General features: G+C 72.7%; 14 protein-coding genes. 4 read left to right on the top strand and 10 right to left on the bottom strand.

Translation table 11 applies throughout. The features are described 5' to 3' along the window. Nucleotides 1-2: 2 nt before the first annotated feature. From O7602_RS18665 to O7602_RS18645, 5 genes are all read right to left on the bottom strand, one after another. A complete protein-coding gene (locus O7602_RS18665) occupies nt 3-956 on the bottom strand; it encodes a TAXI family TRAP transporter solute-binding subunit (protein ID WP_281583919.1) in 954 nt (317 codons plus the stop codon). A 48-nt stretch (nt 957-1004) separates the two neighbouring features. Next, nucleotides 1005-1658 (bottom strand): hypothetical protein, encoded by a 654-nt coding sequence (locus O7602_RS18660; protein WP_281583918.1) that lies wholly within the window; start codon nt 1656-1658, stop codon nt 1005-1007. A 119-nt stretch (nt 1659-1777) separates the two neighbouring features. Then, on the bottom strand, nt 1778-2584 hold the full coding sequence (locus tag O7602_RS18655; protein WP_281583917.1) for a glycosyltransferase family 2 protein: 807 nt from the start codon (nt 2582-2584) through the stop codon (nt 1778-1780). Further along, nucleotides 2581-3393, bottom strand: a complete 813-nt coding sequence (locus tag O7602_RS18650) for a sugar phosphate isomerase/epimerase (RefSeq protein ID WP_281583916.1) — start codon at nt 3391-3393, stop codon at nt 2581-2583. Before O7602_RS18650 ends, O7602_RS18655 begins: the two co-directional genes overlap by 4 nt. Beyond that, a complete protein-coding gene (locus O7602_RS18645) occupies nt 3390-4157 on the bottom strand; it encodes an NAD-dependent epimerase/dehydratase family protein (protein WP_281583915.1) in 768 nt (255 codons plus the stop codon). The genes O7602_RS18650 and O7602_RS18645 overlap by 4 nt, the downstream gene beginning before the upstream one ends. Before the next feature lie 56 nt (nt 4158-4213). Between O7602_RS18645 and O7602_RS18640 the strand changes: the two genes are divergently transcribed. The 3 genes from O7602_RS18640 to O7602_RS18630 are packed head-to-tail and all read left to right on the top strand — an operon-like array spanning nt 4214 to nt 7976. After that, nucleotides 4214-5341 carry an FAD-dependent oxidoreductase gene (locus tag O7602_RS18640; protein WP_281583914.1) on the top strand — a complete coding sequence of 376 codons (1128 nt, stop codon included), beginning with the start codon at nt 4214-4216 and terminating at the stop codon, nt 5339-5341. After that, nucleotides 5338-6369 carry a glycosyltransferase gene (locus tag O7602_RS18635; protein WP_281583913.1) on the top strand — a complete coding sequence of 344 codons (1032 nt, stop codon included), beginning with the start codon at nt 5338-5340 and terminating at the stop codon, nt 6367-6369. Before O7602_RS18640 ends, O7602_RS18635 begins: the two co-directional genes overlap by 4 nt. Next, nucleotides 6366-7976: a hypothetical protein gene (locus O7602_RS18630; protein ID WP_281583912.1), complete on the top strand. Its 1611-nt coding sequence runs from the start codon at nt 6366-6368 to the stop codon at nt 7974-7976. The genes O7602_RS18635 and O7602_RS18630 overlap by 4 nt, the downstream gene beginning before the upstream one ends. Here the strand turns inward: O7602_RS18630 and yaaA are convergent. Further along, nucleotides 7973-8770: a peroxide stress protein YaaA gene (gene yaaA / locus O7602_RS18625; RefSeq protein WP_281583911.1), complete on the bottom strand. Its 798-nt coding sequence runs from the start codon at nt 8768-8770 to the stop codon at nt 7973-7975. The genes O7602_RS18630 and yaaA overlap by 4 nt on opposite strands. A gap of 21 nt (nt 8771-8791) precedes the next feature. Further along, complete coding sequence (locus O7602_RS18620) at nt 8792-10354, bottom strand: hypothetical protein (protein WP_281590385.1); 1563 nt, start codon at nt 10352-10354, stop codon at nt 8792-8794. Nucleotides 10355-10556: 202 nt separating this feature from the next. Here O7602_RS18620 and O7602_RS18615 point away from each other — a divergent pair, with 202 nt between their 5' ends. Next, nucleotides 10557-11594, top strand: a complete 1038-nt coding sequence (locus tag O7602_RS18615; RefSeq protein WP_281583910.1) for a phosphatase domain-containing protein — start codon at nt 10557-10559, stop codon at nt 11592-11594. Nucleotides 11595-12974: 1380 nt separating this feature from the next. Here the strand turns inward: O7602_RS18615 and glgB are convergent. The 3 genes from glgB to O7602_RS18600 form a co-directional block, all read right to left on the bottom strand. Beyond that, complete coding sequence (gene glgB / locus O7602_RS18610; protein WP_281583909.1) at nt 12975-15077, bottom strand: 1,4-alpha-glucan branching protein GlgB; 2103 nt, start codon at nt 15075-15077, stop codon at nt 12975-12977. Continuing rightward, nucleotides 15065-17170: an alpha-1,4-glucan--maltose-1-phosphate maltosyltransferase gene (locus O7602_RS18605; protein ID WP_281583908.1), complete on the bottom strand. Its 2106-nt coding sequence runs from the start codon at nt 17168-17170 to the stop codon at nt 15065-15067. The genes glgB and O7602_RS18605 overlap by 13 nt, the downstream gene beginning before the upstream one ends. Nucleotides 17171-17260: 90 nt before the next feature. After that, nucleotides 17261-18856: an FAD-binding oxidoreductase gene (locus tag O7602_RS18600; RefSeq protein ID WP_281583907.1), complete on the bottom strand. Its 1596-nt coding sequence runs from the start codon at nt 18854-18856 to the stop codon at nt 17261-17263. Nucleotides 18857-18999: the final 143 nt, after the last annotated feature.

Raw genomic sequence — 18999 nt, 5'->3', positions numbered from 1 at the left:
GATCAGGGCTTGGTGTCGCGATACCACTGCGCCGCGCCCGGGTGCAGCGGCAGCGGAGTGGTGACGATCGCCGACCGGGGACTCATCCGACCGGCCGCCGGGTGCGCCGCGGCCAGCTCCTCCCGGCGATCCATCAGCAGCCGGGTCACCTCGCGCACCAGCTCGGCGGGGAGGTTGGCGTTGACGATCAGGTAGTTCGGGTTCGCCACGGTGCTGACCGGCTCCGTCCGGTAGACCGAGCGGGGAATGTCCCGGGTCACGTAGACCTGCCCGTACGCGCGTCGCAGCGGCTCGGTCCACTCACCCAGGTCGACCATCCGCAGCGACGTCTCCTGGGCCAGGTCGGCGACGCCGCGCACCGGCAGGCCACCGGAGAAGAAGAACGCGTCGATCCGGCCCTCCCGCAGGGCGGCCACCGAGTCGTCGAGGCCCAGGTGCTCCTGGCGTACCCGGTCGCCGCCGAGCTGCGCCACCGCGAGTAGCCGGGTGGCGGTGATCTCGGTGCCGGAACCGTCGGCGCCCACCGACACGGGACGGCCGCGCAGGTCGGCGAGCGTGCGGATCGGGCCGTCGGCGGTGGTGACCAGGTGCAGCAGGTCGTCGTAGACCCGGGCGACGGCGAGCACCGCCGGGTGCTCCGGCTCGCGGGCCGGCAGCACGTCGGCCTGGGTGAAGCCCAGCTCCGCGTCACCGGCGCCGACCAGCCGGACGTTCTGCGCGGAGGCGGCGGTGACCATCACCTCGGCCCGCACCCCTGGTAGTTCCCGGTTGAGCAGGGCGGCGAGCGACTTGCCGAAGGCGTGGTAGACGGCGGTGGGGCTGCCGGTGGCGATCCGGATCGGCACCCGGCTCGCGGGTTCGTCCCGGCAGCCGGCCACGCCGACGGTGACGAGCAGCAGCAGCGCCAGCGGGGCCGCGGTCCGGCGCCGGCCGCGCACAGACCAGTGTCGGCTCACGGGCTGCACTCTGCGCCGTGCACCCGCCGCCGCGCAACCCCGCCGTGGTCAGCCCAGGGCGGCGCTCTCGGTGATGCGTACCCGGTGCTCGCCGTTGGAGACGCTCACCAGGAAGCAGCCCGACCCCGGGCGCAGCACCGCCGGCACCTCCAGCAGCGCCGCGCCGCGCACCAGCACCGCCGCCAGGTCCCGGTCCGCAAGCCGGATGCCGAGGCAGTGCCGGCGTACGTGCCGGCCGCCGGCGAGCAGCGCCGCCCGCCAGGCCGCCGCGGCCAGCCGGGGACGCCAGAGCCGGCGCGCCGTCGAGGCGCCGGGGACCGGCCCGCCGAGCAACTCCCGCCGCCCCTGCCGCCACCCCGCCGCGAGCAGGTTCGCGTACGCCGACCGGTGCCCCGGGGGCACCGACAGCCGGTGCAGCTCGTAGCGACGGCGCAGCCCACCCGTGGTCAGCTCGTGCTCCACCGGCACGTCGAGCCGGCGCAGCAGCTGCCGCATCCGGCGCGCCGCGTCCTCCCGGTTGAACTCGGCGGTCCCGCCCCGGTACGGATCGCTGTCGAGCCGGCGGACGTCGGCGGCCGGGGGCGGGGTGCAGCGCACCAGGCAGGCGACCTCGAAGGCGCCGGCCAGGGTCAGCCAGTCAAGCGGCGGGGGCGGCGACGACGGGCGGGGCCGGTCGAGCAGCGTGGTGGGCTCGGAGAGCATCGGCACAGCTCCTAGGTCGGCGTCGTGGTGCCTCTACCGTGGCCCCCGACGGCCGGCCGGGGAACCGCTGCGCCCGAGCCTTGAGCAAAATTTGCGGCTGACCGCCGCCGAGCCGTTCCCTATCCTGGCTTCGGGTCGTACCGGCCGGTCGCCGCGCGTGCGGCCACGGCCAGCATGTCCCGGTTGCCGGACCAGGCGGTGATCTTCGTGGGCACCGCCCCGCGGGGGTAGGCCCGGGTCACCGGCACCTCGCACACCCGCAGGCCCGCCCGGGCGGCGCGCACCGGTAGATACGTCAGCAGCTCGTACGCGTCGAAGACGGTCCGGAACACGCCCACCCGGGGATCGGTCAGCAGCCGCGCCGAGTGGCCCCGGAAGCCGTTCGTGGTGTCCGTGTACCACTTCCGCGCGCCGGCCGACAGCATCGGCGCGTGCAGCAGTCGGATGCCCAGGTAACGCGACCAGGGGGTGTTCACCGCCCGGCCGCCCCGGACGAACCGGGAGCCCTGCACGTAGTCGTACCCCTCGTCCAGCCGGGCGGCGAACCGGGTGATCGCCTCGACGCCGTCCTTGCCGTTGCCGTCCACGGTGATCACGCCCTGGTAGCCGTCGTCCAGAGCGGCGGCGAACGCCATCCGCAGCTGGGCGCTGAGCCGACCCGGCCCGGTCTTGACCAGCAGTGACCGCACGCCGTGGGCGGCCAGGAAGTCGTCGTCCACCGAGCCGTCCGTGCTGCCCCCGTCGGCGATCAGCACGTCCAGACCGTGGCCGCAGTCGTGCATCCGGCGCAACTGGGCGCGCAGCCGCTCGCCCTCGTTGATCACTGGGACCACCACCGCGTAGCGGCTACGGCGGGGCGCGAAGTCGTGTCGCTCGTGGCGCGGCACCTGTCGATCGGGGCGGCTCAGTTCGCGGGTGTCGGTCATGACCGGTCACCGCGCAGGGCCACGGCGTACCGGGCGGCCCGCTCGACGGCCGCCAGCCGGTCGCCCTCGGCCGGACGCATCTCCACGCTGAGGTGCCGGTCGTAGCCCACGCCGCGCAGGGCGGCCGCGAAGTCGCGGTGACGTGGATCCGGGTCGCCCACCGGCCGCAGGTGAGGCTCGCTGAGGTGGGTGTGCCGCAGCAGCGGGGCGAACCGGTTCACGCACGCCGTCGGGTCGTCCCCGGCCAGGGCCATGCAGGCGCTGTCCAGGTGCAGCCGCAGGCCGGGTGAGTCCACGGCGGCCACAAGAGCCGCGGCTTCCGCCGCCCGCACCAGGTAGTCGGTGTCGTACACCGCCGGGTTGGCCTCCAGGCAGATGGTCGTCCCGGCCGCGACCGCCCGGCGCGCGAGTCGGTCGAAGACGTCGACGGCGATCCGGTCGGCCGCCTCCACCGGCAGGCCGTCGCGACGGCGGTTGCGAGGGCTGCCGAAGACCAGGGCGGTGGCGCCCATCGCGGCGCACAGGTCGACCACCCGGCCCAGGTACGACACGAACTCCTCCCGTTCCGGCCCGAACAGGGTGAGGTCGGGCCGCCCGTAGAGCAGCGACTGGGCGGCGACCACCGGCAGGCCGGCGCGAGCCCATGAGCGGGCGTAGTCGCGGGCCTGGACGGGGGAGACGGCGGCCGGGTCCGCCCAGACCTTCGTGGGCGCCACCTCGATGCCCTCGACCCCGGTGCGCCGCAGCACGTCGGCGACCTTCTCGTCGTCCTCCGGCTCCCAGGCGATGTTGCTGAACGCCACTCTCATGCCGGCACCCGCGCTCCGGCGAACGCCCGCAGCCCGGCGAGCACCTCGTCCCGGCGGCAGACGTACGGCCCGTCGGCGGCGAAGACCTCGGCGTGCCGGGTGTGCATGTCGTAGTCGATTCGGGGCACCGTGTCACAGCTCAGCGCACGTCCGAAGACCTCCCGGGCCACGGTGTCGGCGGCGAGCGGCGCGGTGGCCAGGTTGAGCACCGGCAACGCGGCGGCGTGGGCGCGGTCCAGGTCGGCGGTCAGCCGTTGGAGGTCGTAGAACTGGAATGTCGACGCCCGGTGGCAGAACTCCTCGGTCCGCCCGTTGACCAGGTCGTAGATGAGGTTCTTCCGCAGGCCGGGGCCGTACAGGGAAGGCAGTCGGAGCACCATGCTGCGCGGGTAGTGCTTCTGCACGAACCGCTCCAGCCGCAGCCGGTTGCGGCCGTACGCCTGCGGGTGGTCGGCCGGCTCGACCGGAGTGGCCTCGTCCACCCCCCGGGGGTCGGGGTAGACGTCCACGGTGGAGATGAGCACCGCCTCGTCCGCCGTGGTGGTGCGCAGGTGGTCGATCAGCGTGTCCACGGCGAGCGCGTCGGCGTCCGGTTCGGCGTTCGCCCGCCACTTCAGGCCCGGCGCCGCGCTGATCACCAACCGGTCGAACCGTCGCCCGTCGATCGCGCCGACGGTGGCGCGACGGACCTGGAGGTCGTAGGCGCGTTGCCGGGCGAGGTTCTCGCCGACGAAACCGGTACAGCCCACCAAACCTGTGAGCATCCCTCACCTCGTATCAAATCACTTAAATAGGTCAAGCGAGATGTTAGCGTCTGCGCGTGACAAAGGGACGGATTCCCATTGATGCGGTGGTCTTCGGCGCCGGCGTCTTCGGCCTGTGGGCGGCCCGGCGGCTGCTCCTCCAGGGGCTGTCCGTCGCGGTGGTCGACGTGGACCGGCGCCCACTGGTGCGAGCCAGCCTCGTCAACCAGGCCCGCGGACACAACGGCTACCACTACCCGCGTAGCGTCTACACGGCACTCCGCTCGGCCGGCTACTACGAGCGTTTCCTCCGCGACTTCCCCACCGCCGTCAACCATCACTTCCGCTCGCTGTACGCGGTAGCGGCGGAAGGCTCCTTCGTGGACGCCGCCCACTTCGAGAAGTTCTGCGCCACCGTGGGGGTGCCGGCGAAGCGGATCGACCCGGGAGAGTTCTTCCTCGACGGCAGCGTCGAGGCGGCGTACGAGACCGACGAGTTCAGCTTCGACGCGCCAGCGTTGCGCACGGCGCTGCTGGGCCGACTGGAGGCCTACGCGGACCGGCTCCGCTGGTTCCTCGGCGACACCGTGGCGGAGGCGGGCAGCGACGGCGCGGAGTGGCAGGTGACGCTGCGGTCGGGCACCCGGATCACCACCGGCCGCGTGGTCAACGCGACATACGCCGGCACCAACGCCCTGCTCGCCGCATTCGGCCTGACCCCGGTGCCGCTCAAGTACGAGCTGTGCGAGATGGTCCTGCTCGACGCGCCGGCGCACCGGGACGTGGCGATCACCGTGATGGACGGGCCGTTCTTCTCGCTCATGCCGTTCGGGCTCAGCCCGTGGCACAGCCTGTACGCGGTGGCCTACTCACCGCGCCTGACCAGCGCCGACGGGGTGCCCACCTTCGCCTGCCAGAGCCGGGTACCGGGTTGCCTGCCGACCGCGCTGGCCAACTGCGGCACGTGTCCCGCGCGCCCGGTCAGCAGTTATCCGTACATGCAGGCGCTGACCCGGCGGTTCCTGCCGACCGCGGACGGGCTGCGGCACATGGAGAGCATGTTCGCGGTCCGGGCCGTGCTGCGCGCGGCGGAGGTCGACGACTCCCGCCCGACGCTCATCCGGGTCGAGCGCGAGCGACCGTCGTTCGTCACGTTGTTCGGCGGCAAGGTGAACACGATCTACGACCTGGATGATGCTCTGTGAGACACAAGTCCTTTGTCAGCGTGGTGCTGTACTGCCGCGACGAGGCGCCGGCCCTCGAGGCGTTCCTGGACCGGGTGGGGCCGTGGCTGGCCGCGCACTTCGAGCTGCACGAGCTGGTGGTGGTCGACGACAACTCGCTCGACGACCCGACCCCGGTGGTGACGGCCTGCGCCACCCGGCACCGGCTGAACGCGGTGGTGATCCGGCTGGCCCGCCGCCACGGCGTGGAGGCCGGGATCAAGGCCGGGCTCGACCAGGCGATGGGGGACTGGGTCTACGAGGTGGAGAGCCCGGTCACGGACTTCCCGCTGGACACCCTCGCGCTGATGCACGAAGTCGCCACGACCCGCGGCTGCGACATCGTCACCGCCAGCGGGGACGAGGGGTCGCTGCGCAGCCGGATCTTCTACCGCCTGGTCAACCGCTACAGCGACCTGGACACCCCGTTGCGCACCGAACGGCTGCGCCTGACCTCCCGGCGTACGTTGACCGCGATGCTCGCCATGCGGGAGAAGGTCCGCTACCGCAAGGCCCTGTACGCGGTCCTCGGGCACCGGCACGAACATCTCCGTTACACCCCGACCGTGGTGGACCCGGCGGTCCGGCCGCGCCGCCTGGACCGGGAGACGACAAGCCTCGCCTTCGACGTCCTGCTGTCGTTCTCCGGGTTCGGGCTGCGCCTGGCCCACCGGCTGTCGCTGGGGTTCGGGGCGCTGTCGATCGCCGGGATCATCTACGCGGTCACGGTGTTCCTCGTCAAGTCCGACCTCATCCAGGGCTGGACCACCCTGGCGATCCTGGTGTCCGGCGGCCTCACCGGCCTGTTCCTCATCCTCGGGGTGCTCGGGGAATACCTCGCCCGCATCCTCGTCGAGGTCCGGGCCCGTCCGACGTACTCGGTGCGGGACCGGGTGGTGTGCCACTCGGCGGAAGCGCCCGGCCACGTAGCCGGGCCGCCGGGGCCGTACCTGCGCGCACAGATGACCGGCGAGCGAGCCGACTCGGCGCCGATCGGTCTGGGGTCGTGAGCGCGACCACCCGGCTCGCGGACCCGTCCGCCCCGGCGCCGGTCGACGCCCGTCCGCGGCTGGTCGTGCCCAGGTGGCTGGCCGCGGCCGGCTGGGCGGTCCTGCTCGGGACGCTCGCCGTCCTGCTTGTCACCTACTGGGACGGGCCGCCGTACAGCCCCGACTCGTGGGCCTACTACGAGCAGTCCCGTCACGTCGGCCGGGACTTCCTCCGCATCAACTCCTGGCACAGCTACCAGACCACCGAGCCGTACGTCATGGGCAACGGACCGCTGTGGCCGGTGCTGTTCGGGCTCACCGCGGCCGTGACCCGGCTCGGCCCGCACGCCGGTCTCGTGGCCGCCGTCGGCTGCGTGCTCGGCACCGCCGCGACGCTGTCGGCGCTGGGCCGCCGGATCGGCGTACGCGGTCTCGGTCCGGTGGTCACCGTGGGCCTGCTCGGCTTCACCCCGTACCTCGACGAGGTGCTGGCGGCGCGCACCTTCCCGCTGGCCGGGCTCCTGCTCGGCCTGCTGCTCCTCGCATTGCTGGCGGCGGCCCGGCGGCCCGCGCCGGCCTGGCCGCTGGCCGGGGCCGCCGCCGGCGGCCTGGTGCTCACCCGGCCGGGCGCCCTCGTCGTGATGCCGCTGCTGGCGGCGCTGTTGATCCTGACCCGCCGCCGGGACTGGCGGTGGCTCCTGCTCGCCGGCGGTGTCTTCGCGCTCGTGCTGACACCGTGGGCGATCTACGGGCTGGCGCACTTCGGTACCCCGTTCCCGGCGGACAACCGCATCGTCGCGGCGGCCGTGCCGCAGCTCTACGTCTCCGACGTGGTCGACGTGGACCAGGTCCCCACCTACGCGGACGACCCGCTCGGGTGGTTGGCCCGGGTCGTCGGCAACGTGCCCCTGATGGCCCTGTCGGTGGTCAAGGCCGGCATCCTGTCGCCGACGGTGGTGGCCACCGCCGGGATCGGGCTGCTCCTCCTGCGCCGGTGGCTGCCGGTCCGCCGCGCGCCGCGCTGGCTGCTTCTCCTCCTGGTCACCGGCGCGGTCCTCGTCGCCGAGGTGAGCATCGCGGAGCTGAGCACCGGCTACGTGGACCGGCGCTACCTCAGCCTGGTGGTGCTGCTGGTCGTGCTGACGGCCGTCGTGCTGCTCCGCCGGACCCCGGTCCCGGCGTGGCTGGCCGGGCCGCGCGCGGGGGCTGCCGCCGGCGCGGCGCTGCTGGTGCTGCCGGCCGGGTGGGCACTCGGCTACCAGCTCGCCACCGTGCCCGCGGATCCGGACAGCCTCGGCGGCGGCGCGGTGGAACGCGAGCTGCGCCGCTGCCACGGCGACCACACGATGGCCATGCGCAGTGGCACCGTCATGGCCCGGCACACCGCCCTCACCGGCAGGTGGACCGCGAACCTCCCGGGCAACTTCGACGAACTGTCGGTGGCGCGGCGACGGCAGTGGATCGCCACCTACGACATCGGTCAGCTCTATCTGCCGCCGGTGCCCCCGGGCTCCGCCGCGGACGTGGTGCGGCGGAGCACCGAGCCCCTGACGCTGCTCGCCGCCGCCGCCCGGGTCACGCCCGACCCGTGCGCGACCGTCGGCCGGCTCTACCGGGTGTCGCTCTAGAGGTCGGCCACCACCACGTCCACCTGCCGGGGCCGACCGGTCGCCCGGGGCGCCTCCTCGACCGTGTACTTCAGCTCCCGCAACGCCCCCACGAGCGCGTCCGCGCCGCGCGGCCGGGCACCGGCGAGGAGCAGGTCACGGACCAAGCGGCCCTTCGTCGCCTTGTTGAAGTGGCTCACCACCGACCGGGTCGGCGTCCCGTCCACGACCCGTTCGTGCAGCACCCGCACCGTCACCGTGCGCTCGGCGACCGCCCCGCGCGGCGTCCACGTGGCCGCGTACGCGCCGGAGCGCAGGTCCAGCACCGGGCCGGCGCCGGCCGCCGCCGTCATCGCCGGCCCCAACACCGAGCGCCAGTACGCCGACAGCGCCCCGACGCTCGGCAGCCGCGCCCCGATCGGGCAGCGGTAGGGCGGGATCCGGTCGGTCAGCCGGAGCGCGCCCCACAGGCCGGAACTGATCAGCACCGACCGGCGGGCCGCCCGCTGCGCCGCCGCCGGCAGCGTGGGCAGGTCCAGCGCCTCGTAGAGCACCCCGGTGTAGAGCCGCCCGGCCGGCGCGGTGGCCGCCGCCCGCAGCCGGGCGTTGCGTCGCAGCTCGCCGCGCTGCCCCTCGCTCAGCCCGAGCGCGTCACGCGCCGCCGACTCGTCCGGGCCGGCGCACAGGTCGACGAGCGCGGTCAGCACCGCCTCCCGGGCCGGGTTCAACTCGGTCAGGGACAGCCGCGACAGGTCCAGCCGCCGACCGGCGCCGGCCTCGGCCTTCCCCTCGGACGGGGGCAGCAGGATGAGCATCGGCACAGCGTACGGGCCGGCTCAGCGCCAGGGCCGCACCGCGTGCTCCGGGCGGTACACGCGGGTGCCGTCGACCTCGGCCACCACCGCCGCGTCCGCCCGCCCGCCGAGCAGCCGCCGCAACGCGCGTTCCGCGGGTGAGCCGGCCGCCAGCACGTACCCGGGCCGCGCCGCCAGGCCCACCCGCCGCCAGTACGCCGGGTAGCGGTTCTGCCCCGGCCGCAGGTCGCCGTCGAGCACGCCACAGGCCACCGCCTCCCCGGTGTTGAAGATCAGCCGGCCACAGGTCCAGTAGTCCCCGTACACCTCACGCAGGTCGGCGCGCAGCACCGCGTCGGCGAGCCGGCGGGCGGACCGCTCCTCGGCCCGTACCCCCGGCATGCCGGCCACGAACGCCAGCGTGCCGGCGAGCGTGGCGACGGTCAGCGCGGCCAGCACACCGGTGGCCGCGACGCCCCGCAGCCGGGCCGCGACGGACGCGGTGGCCCGCGGCGCGTGCGCGGCGGCCAGCCACAGCGGCCACAGCACCGCCGGCAGCGAGATCTGGAGCACCGACAGGTAGCGGGCGTTCGCCAGCGGATCCGTCGCGGCGAGCGGGCTGCGCACGTACGCCAGCAGCGTCAACGCCGCGCCGACGACCAGGGCGAGGATCGCCACCGCCCGCACCCGGGCCGCCGGGTCGACGGCCCGGCGGTACGCGACCACGCCGAGCCCGGCGGCGGCCAGCAGCAGCACCGGGTAGAGCGCGCCGAACCACTGCGCCCAGCGCGCGCAGCCGTCCATCGGGCACAGCCCGGACGCCAGCGGCACCCCCTCCAGCAGCCCGCCGTGCAGCCGCTCCGCGAGCGACGGCGCGACCCCCTCCTTCGTGCTGATCTCCCGGAACACCGACAGCGAGTCCTGCCCGGCCGGCGCCACGATGTTGTCCTTCACCACCGGGGCGATCCCCGCCGCGAAACCGGCGACGAGCAGCACGCCCGGCCAGCCGACCAGGTCCCGGGGGACGGCCAGGACCAGCGCCACCACCGCCACCAGCAGGTAGGGCGCGATCAGCCAGTCCGACCACAGCGCCAGGCCGGCGAGCAGCCCGAACGCCCCGGTGGCCAGCCAGCGGTGCCGCACCCGCCGCTCGCCCAGCGCGACCGCGATCAGCAGCAACGCCAGCACCGCCGGCTTCACCTCGGGCCGACCGCCGACGGCGGTGAGCTGGTCGCGCACCACCCGCTCCGAGCCGAGCGCCAGCAGACCCACCACGACCACGGCCAGCCATCCGGAGAAGATCCGGCGGGTCAACCGGTACGCCAACCACAGGAAGATCGCGTAGAGCGCGAGCAGCGGCAGCCGCAGCAGCGGCCAGCTCGGCCCGGCCCAGCCCAGCAGCGGCGCGGCCAGATACGACTCCAGCACGCCCATGTAGCGCTGCCCGTAGAGGAAGACCGGCCGCTCGTGCCCGCCGGCGATGTGCAGCGCGGCCAGGCCGAACGTCGCCTCGTCGCTGTTCGAGGCCGGCACCGTGAGCAGGATCAGCACCAGCCGGTAGCCGACCCCGGCCACGCCGAGCAGCAGCGCCACGAGCGCCGGCACGTCCGGGCTGCGCTTGGCTGTCGGGTCGCGCCGTTTCGCTGTCGGGCTGCGCTTGGCTGTCGGGTTGCGCTTCGCTGTCGACACGGCCCCGCCCCCGTCGTCGCCCCGACCGCAGTCTGACACGCCAGCCGGCGCGTTCCCGGCCGGATCGGTCCAGATCACTCGCGTGGCCGGGCCCCGCCGGGTGTGGCAGGGTTGCTACGTGCCACCCACACCACCGGACGAACTCGCCGTGCCGCAACTGCACCGCGCCGCGCGCATCGAGGACGCGCTGCACGGGTTCGTGGAGCGCCGGCTGCGGCGCACCGGGTGGCAGCCCAACATCATCGCGTACGCCGGGTACGGCGCCCCCGGCTGGGCGCGGGTGCTCTGCCGGGTGCTGCTGGGCCGCCCGGACACCCGTCGCGGCCGGCTGGAGAAGGTCCGCGGCTGGCGCAGCTTCGCCACCCTGCCGGCCAAGCACGCCCGGGTGACCATCGAGGTCAACGGCGTGCGCAAGGAGGTCACCGCGGACCGCAGCGGCTTCGTCGACACCGTCGTCGAGGGTGACTTCACCCCCGGCTGGGGCTGCGTACGCCTGCGGGTAGCCGACGCCGAACCGGTGGAGGCGCTGGTCCGCATCCTCGACCCGAACGTCCGGTTCGGCATCCTGTCCGACATCGACGACACGGTCATGGTGACCGCGCTGCCCCGGCCGATGCTCGCCGCGTGGAACACGTTCGTCCTCGACGAGCACGCCCGCAACGCCGTGCCCGGCATGGCGGTGCTCTACGAGCGTCTGGTCACCGCCCACCCCGGCGCGCCGGTCTTCTACCTCTCCACCGGCGCGTGGAACGTCGCGCCGACGCTCACCCGGTTCCTGTCCCGCCACCTCTACCCGGCCGGGCCGCTGCTGCTCACCGACTGGGGGCCGACGGCCGACCGTTGGTTCCGCAGCGGGCGGGAACACAAGCGGGCCACGCTGGCCCGGCTGGCCCGCGAGTTCCCCGAGGTGCGGTGGCTGCTGATCGGCGACGACGGGCAGCACGACCAGGAGATCTACCGGGAGTTCGCCGCCGCCCACCCGGACAACGTGGCGGGCGTGGCGATCCGGCGGCTGTCGCCGACCCAGGCGGTGCTGGCCGGTAGCCTGCCCGCCCCCGCCGGCCGCGCGTCATCGGGCCCGGTCGGCCAGAAGTGGCTGAGCGCCCCCGACGGCGCCGGCCTGTGGAAACTCCTCCGCGAAGCCGACCTCGTCTAACGCCGCTCCCGGACGACCTCGCTGATCATGAAGTCGGCGGCGACGAAGCGGGCGCCCTGTGCTGCCGCCACCGTCGTGAACGCCGACCGGACCAAAGAGGGCACCCGGAGACCGCTTGCATGACCTGACCGTCAGCCACCCGCCCGGCTGCTCCCATAAAGCGGACGAAATCTCCCGCATGCCGGGAGCCGGAGAGATCTTGGAAGGAAAGTGCCCCTCCAGGGGCCAATTCCTTCCAAGATCTCGGCCGCCATTCCGGTCTGGGCTGGGGCGATCATGAAGTTGGCGGCACGCATGTTCGTGGACCCGGAGCCGGTTCTCCGACAGTTCGCTGTGCGCCTTCGACTACGTTTGGCGCGCGGTCAGCGGCAGGTGCAGACGTGCGAGCGATGGGCGAGAGATGGAGGCGTTCTTCGTGACGGGGTGGGCACGCCGTCCGGACTCCGGGCTTGATCGGATCTACGGTCGCGAGATGCGGCGTTGGCGCGCTCTGGGCCCGGTGGGGTACCGCCTGTTGTCCGCATCGCTCGCCCTGTTGACAGCTTTGACCGGCGCGCTCGTCTTCCTGGGAGGGATGACCCTGGTGAGCCTCTTCCCCGGAAGCGGCGGAACATTGCAGGGCCCGGGGGAGAGGCCGGTGCACGTTATCGTCGGTGAATGTCAGCGGGTAGGTCCCGTGAGCCGTTACGGCTTCGGTTACTGGTGGTGGTGTGACGGCGAGATATCGAGCCAGACGGGTCACTCTCGTGCCGTCCGGGTCGGTCCGTCGATCGTGACCCCCGAAGATCGGGGGCGGTTGGTCGAGTTGCGAGAGAGTTGCCGTGACCGGGAAGCCGGCACCTGTAATTACGGTCGCCCGGCCAGTGCCACGCTTGAGTTCGCTGTCGTCGTCATCGGTAAATTGACGTGGATCGTTACAGTGTTTGTCGGCTTCGGCGCGGTGATGTACTCCACGAGGACGCTGCTCGGCGCCCCTCGATACCTTCGAATGCGGGGGCGGGGCCCTCGGCGGCAAAGCTGACAACTTGCTGACGGCTAAAGTGAGCCGACGATTGGTGTAGGGGTGAGTGTTGGCGTGGGTGTTTCGGCGGGACCGACGTGGCGACGGCAGGTGATAGCGTGGTAGAGCAAGGGAATTTTATCGCTGCCGGGGTGCGGGAGAATCCTCAACCAGAAGTGGGAATAATCGTTGGCCTGGGGATAATTCTGATCTCCGTGGTCGGGATATTCCGGCGACAAATGGTCATCGGTCAGTCGTTGATCTTTCCGGCTGCAGGGCTTGTTGTCGGATCTCTCCTGCTTCTCGTCTCGCTCATCAGCCTCGCCCGACATTAAGATCGAGCCCTGGCGGCCCACTTTCCCGCCAGGGCGGTCGCCTTGTCAGTCCTGGCGGAGCCAGAGGACGCCCAGCGGGGGGACGCGCAGGGACGCCGACGCGGGCAGGCCGTGCCACGGGATGTTCTCCGCGTGCACCTCGCCGAGATTCCCCACCCCGGAACCGCCGTAGTGGTGGGCGTCGGTGTTCAACGCCTCGGTCCACGTCCCGCCCGCCGGCAGGCCGATCCGGTAGTCCTCCAGCGGCGTCGCCGAGAAGTTCGCCACGCACACGAGCGTCTGCCCGTCCGGGGCGATCCGGATGAACGACACCGCGTTGTTGGCGACGTCGTCGCCGGCGATCCAGCGGAAGCCGGCCGGGTCGGTGTCCTGCGCCCACAGTGCCGGCGTGGCCCGGTAGGCGCGGTTCAGGTCGGCGATTAGCCGCTGCACGCCGGCCCGCGCCGGGTCGTGCAGCAGATACCAGTCGAGGCCGCGTTCCTCGCTCCACTCCCGGTCGTCGGCGAGTTCGCAGCCCATGAAGAGCAGTTGCTTGCCGGGGTGCGCCCACATGTACGCCAGCAGCGCCCGCACGTTCGCCAGCCGCTGCCAGGTGTCGCCGGGCATCTTGCCGGTCAGCGAGCCCTTGCCGTGCACCACCTCATCGTGGCTGATCGGCAGCACATAGTTCTCGCTCCAGGCGTACGCCAGGGAGAACGTGAGCTGATGGTGGTGGTGCTGGCGGTAGATCGGGTCCTTCGAGGTGTAGAGCAGGGTGTCGTGCATCCAGCCCATGTTCCACTTGAAGCCGAAGCCCAGCCCGCCGTCCGAGGTCGGCTTGGTGACCCCCGGCCAGGCGGTGGACTCCTCGGCGATCATCAGCACGCCCGGGTGGTGCCGGTAGACGGTGGCGTTGACCTCCTGGAGGAACGCGATGGCTTCCAGGTTCTCCCGGCCGCCGTGCACGTTGGGGGCCCACTGCCCGTCCTGCCGGGAGTAGTCGAGGTAGAGCATCGAGGCGACCGCGTCGACCCGCAGCCCGTCGACGTGGAACTCGTCGAGCCAGTAGAGCGCGTTGGCGACCAGGAAGTTGCGTACCTCGTTGCGGCCGAAGTCGAAGACGTACGTGCCCCAGTCGGGGTGTTCGCCGCGGCGCGGGTCGGGGTGTTCGTAGAGCGGGGTGCCGTCGAAGCGGGCGAGGGCCCACTCGTCCTTGGGGAAGTGGGCGGGCACCCAGTCGAGGATCACGCCGATGCCGGCGGCGTGCAGCTTGTCGACGAGGTGGCGGAAGTCGTCCGGGTCGCCGAAGCGGGCGGTGGGCGCGTAGTAGCCGGTGACCTGGTAGCCCCACGAGCCGCCGAACGGGTGCTCCATCACCGGCAGGAACTCCACGTGGGTGAAGCCCGTTTCGAGCACGTACGCGGTGAGCTGCTCGGCCAGCTCGCGGTAGCTCAGGCCGGGCCGCCACGAGCCGAGGTGCACCTCGTACACGCTCATCGGCTCCTGGTGGGGCTGCCGCCCCGCCCGGCGTTCCATCCAGTCGGCGTCGCCCCACTCGTACCGGGAATGGTGGACGACGGACGCGGTGGCCGGCGGCACCTCGGCGCGGGCGGCGAGGGGGTCGGCCTTGTCCCGCCACTGCCCGTCGGGGCCGAGGATGCGGTACTTGTAGCGGCTGCCGGCCGGCATGCCGGGCACGAAGATCTCCCACACGCCGCTGGACCCGAGCGAACGCATCGGCCAGCCGTCGTCCGGCCCCCAGCCGGTGACGTCGCCGACCAGCCGCACGCCGCGCGCGTTGGGCGCCCACACCGTGAACGCCACGCCCTCGTCGAAGACCCGGGCGCCGAGCGCCCCCCAGAGCCGTTCGTGCCGCCCCTCGCCGATCAGGTGCAGGTCCAGCTCGCCGAGCGTGGGGGGATAGCGGTACGGGTCGTCGAGCGTCGCGCCGTCCACCTCGACCCGGTAGTCGAGCACCTCGCCGGGGACCACCGCCTCGAACACGCCGACGTCGTGCACCCGTTTCATCGGATGCCGGTCGCCGTCGACGAGCAGGGTCACCTCGCCCGCGCCCCGGCGTAGCGTCCGGATGGTGGTGCTCCCGTCGGCCGGGTGCGCGCCGAGCACGGCGTGCGGGTCGTGCGCCTCACCGGCGATCAGCTGGTCCATCGTGGGTCGCCCTTCTCGGCCGATGCGGTAGGTGCGGTGGGTGCGGTGCCGCCGGACAGGTCGGCGGGTACGTCTTCGACGGTCAGGTCGGGCGCGGCCGGGTGTGCCGGCTCGTCGGCGGGCGGCGGTGTGGGGCGGCGCACGGTGAGCACGTGCGCCGGTTGCAGGTAGGGGTCCAGGCGCACCGCGTTGCGCTGCCCCCAGTCGTACTCCGCGCCGGTCAGCTCGTCGCGCACGGTGAACCGCTCGTGCCAGTCGAAGCCGAGCGCCGGCATGTCCAGGGTGGTGTTGCCCCACTGCACGGTGCGGGAGTCGAACGAGCAGACCACGATGACCGTGTTGCCGGTGTCCGGGTCGTGCTTCGACCAGCACAGCAGCGCCGGGTTGTCGATGTCGTGGAAACGCAGGTTGCGGAGCTGGTGCAGGGCCGGGTTGTCGCGGCGGACCCGGTTGAGCGTGGTGATGAACGGCGCCAGCGACCGCCCCCGCGCCAGCGCGCCGTCCCAGTCCCGGGGGCGTAGCTCGTACTTCTCGTTGTCGAGGTATTCCTCCGCGCCGGGGCGGGCGGTGTGCTCGAACAGCTCGAACCCCGCGTACATGCCCCAGGAGGGGGAGAGCAGCGCGGCAAGCACCGCCCGGATCTTGAACATCGGCGGGCCGCCGTGCTGCAACGACTCGTGCAGGATGTCGGGGGTGTTGGGCCAGAAGTTCGGCCGCATCCAGTCGGCCGAGGCGACCAGCTCCTCGCAGTATTCCCGCATCTCGGCCGCCGCCGTCCGCCAGGTGAAATAGGTGTACGACTGGGTGAAGCCGATCTTGCCGAGCCCGTGCATGATCGCCGGGCGGGTGAACGCCTCGGCCAGGAACAGCACGTCCGGGTCGACGCGCTTGACCTCGGCGATCAGCCAGTGCCAGAAGTCGAACGGCTTGGTGTGCGGGTTGTCGACCCGGAAGATCCGCACGCCCTCGCCGACCCAGTGCAGGACCACCCGCAGGATCTCGGCCCGGATGCCCTCCGGATCGTTGTCGAAGTTCAGCGGGTAGATGTCCTGGTATTTCTTGGGCGGGTTCTCCGCGTACGCGATGCTGCCGTCAGCGCGGGTGGTGAACCACTCCGGGTGCTCGGTGACCCACGGGTGGTCTGGCGCGCACTGCAACGCCAGGTCCATCGCCACCTCCAGGCCCTGCTCGGCGGCGGCGGTGACGAAGTCGCGGAAGTCTTCCGGCGTACCCAGGTCGGGGTGGATGGCGTCGTGGCCGCCCTCGGCCGCGCCGATCGCCCACGGCGAGCCGACGTCGTCCGGCCCGGCGGTGAGCGCGTTGTTGCGGCCCTTGCGGTTGACCCGGCCGATCGGGTGGATCGGCGGCAGGTAGAGCACGTCGAAACCCATCGCGGCCACCCCCGGCAGGCGGTCGAGCGCGGTGGTGAACGTGCCGGAGCGGGCCGGCGCGTCCGCGGTGGCCGCGATCGCGCCCTCGGAGCGGGGGAAGAACTCGTACCAGGCGGAGAAGAGTGCCCGCGGCCGGTCCACCCACAGCGTGCGCTCGTCGCCCGTGGTGACCAACTCGCGCACCGGGTGCGCCCAGAGCAGGTCGGCCAGGTCGAGCGCCGCGCTGACCCGGCGCGGCAGGTCCGCCTTCTCGTCGCGCAGCGCCTTCGCGGCTGCCCGTACCCGCTTCCGCTCGGCCTTCGGCACCAGGTCGAGCGCGGCGGTCAGCACGCGGACGCCCTCGGCCAGGTCGTTCGCCAGCTCGGCCGCGCCCTGCCCGGCCGCCAGCTTCTTCGTCACCGCGTTCTGCCAGGTCAGGTAGGGATCCTGGAACGCCTCGACGGTGAACCGCCACTCGCCGACCGCGTCCGGACGGATGGTGGCGTGCCAGCGGTCCTGCCCCGGCTCGCCGGGGCGCATCCGGGTGAACGGGCGGGCCGCGCCGTCCGGGCCGAGCCAGACCACATTGCAGCCGAGCGCGTCGTGGCCCTCGCGGTAGGCGCGGGCCGACACCGGTACGACCTCGCCGACCACCGCCTTGGCCGGGTAGCGACCGCAGGCGACGACGGGGGAGACGTCTTCGATCGGGAACCGTCCAGTCACCCGCCCAACCTACTGCGCGAGATCGTCTCGCGCTCGGGTGCGCCGCCGAAGCACCGGATCCGGGTCGGCGGCCGGCGCGCGCGCCGCCGGTCAGCTCCCGATCCCCTGCGGATAGGTGAAGTAGTCGGTCGGGTCGTATCTCCGCTTCACCCGGACGAGGCGGGGGTAGTTGGTGCCGTAGTAGGCCCGCCGCCAGTCCCGCAGCGTCGGGTCGGGGAAGTTCTGGTAGGCGTGCCGGGGCGGCGTGGCACCGAAGATGTCGCGGTAGAACTCGTCGAGCCAGCTCAGGTTGGCGGTGGCGACGCGACGCGAGTCGTAGTCCGCCCAGGAGGTCTCGGCGGCGAAGATGAACACGCCGTCGCGGTGCACGAACGCCGTGGCGTCCGGTGGCACTTGGTTGATCTCGCCACCGAGGGCGAACATCGCGAACCCGGCCCCGTCCGGGTTGCCGCTGCCCGGCCAGTCCAGCAGCCGCGCGGCGGCGGCGGCGACCTGGTCGTCGGTGAGCAGGGTCGCCAGGTGCAGCACCGCCGACTTGGCGGCGAACTTCTCCACCGGCGTGGTGGCGCTCAGCAGCGCGCTCGCCTCGGCGGGGGTGACCTCGCGCACCGCCGCGCTGTTGCGGGCGCGCTCCTCGGCGGTGCCGATGTCGAGCAGCGGGGCCAGGATGGCGCGCAGTTCCTCGACCGGGCCGTAGAACTGGCCGATGGCGTTGACGTTCGCGTTGGCCCGGATCTGCTCCCGGGTGAACCCGTTCGTCCCGATGCCGACGCGCAGGTGGAACCGCCTGTCGTGCAGGGTGTCCACGGCGGCCCGCTGCGCGGCGGCGAGCACCGGCAGCACCGAGTCCAGGCTCCAGCGCAACCGGTAGACGCCGACGTTCCCCTCGAACCGCTCGTACTGGAACGTGAAGGAGGTGTTCACCCCGAAGTTGTTCCCCGCCCCGCCCCGGCAGGCCCAGAACAGGTCGGGGTGCGATTCCTGGCTGGCCTCCACCACACGACCGTCGGCGAGCACCACCGTCGTCGAGACCAGCCGGTCACAGGTCAGGCCGAACATCTTGTCGCTGAACCCGATGCCGCCGCCGAGCACCAGCCCGGCCACGCCGACGCTGGGGCAGCGGCCCGTCGGCACGAACATGCCCCGGTCCTCCAGCAGCGGGTGCAGGTCGGCGTTGATGACCCCGGCTCCCACGGTGAGGGTGCCCGCGCCGTGGGTGACCTTGATCGGCCCGTAGGCCCGGGCCGGCAGGGTGGCCGGCAGCGGGTTGGTGACGATCCCCTTCATCCGGGCCATGTTGAGCAACAGGCCGGGGGTGACCGAGTAGCCGGCGTAGTTGTGGCCCAGCCCGGAGCGCGGCACCGTGGGCAGCCCCACCGCGCGGGCCCAGCGGATCGCGGTCCGGGCGTCCCGGGTGTTGGCGCAGGTCACGATGCCCGCCGGGTGGGTGCCGGCGTACCTGTGGTTGAACGGCAGCGCCAACGGCGGATAGCTGGCGTCCGACGGCCGGTAGAGAGTGGAGGCCGGCGACAGCGCACGCGCCAGCCGCTCCCAGTCCCGCCGGCTGACCCGCTCCGCCGCCTCCGGGTCCGGGGTGGCGGCGGTGGCCGGTGACAGCACACCCACCAGACCGGTCCCCAACGCGCCCGCCGCCCCGGCCCGCAGCACATCCCGCCTGTTGATCATTCCGCTGTCCTCACACCCGCAGCTCCGGGAGGCGATCACCTCTCCGCTCATGATTCGGCGGGAGTGGTGACTTCTCGTGCGGGTTGAGCGGCTTTCACCTGTTGTGGCGACCCGTATGGGCGGCGGACGCCCGAGCGGAAACA

It is taken from the genome of Micromonospora sp. WMMD1128 (assembly GCF_027497235.1).
Taxonomy (GTDB): domain Bacteria; phylum Actinomycetota; class Actinomycetes; order Mycobacteriales; family Micromonosporaceae; genus Micromonospora.
Note: the sequence above shows the minus strand (reverse complement) of the source record. Positions and strands in the feature narration are given on the sequence as shown.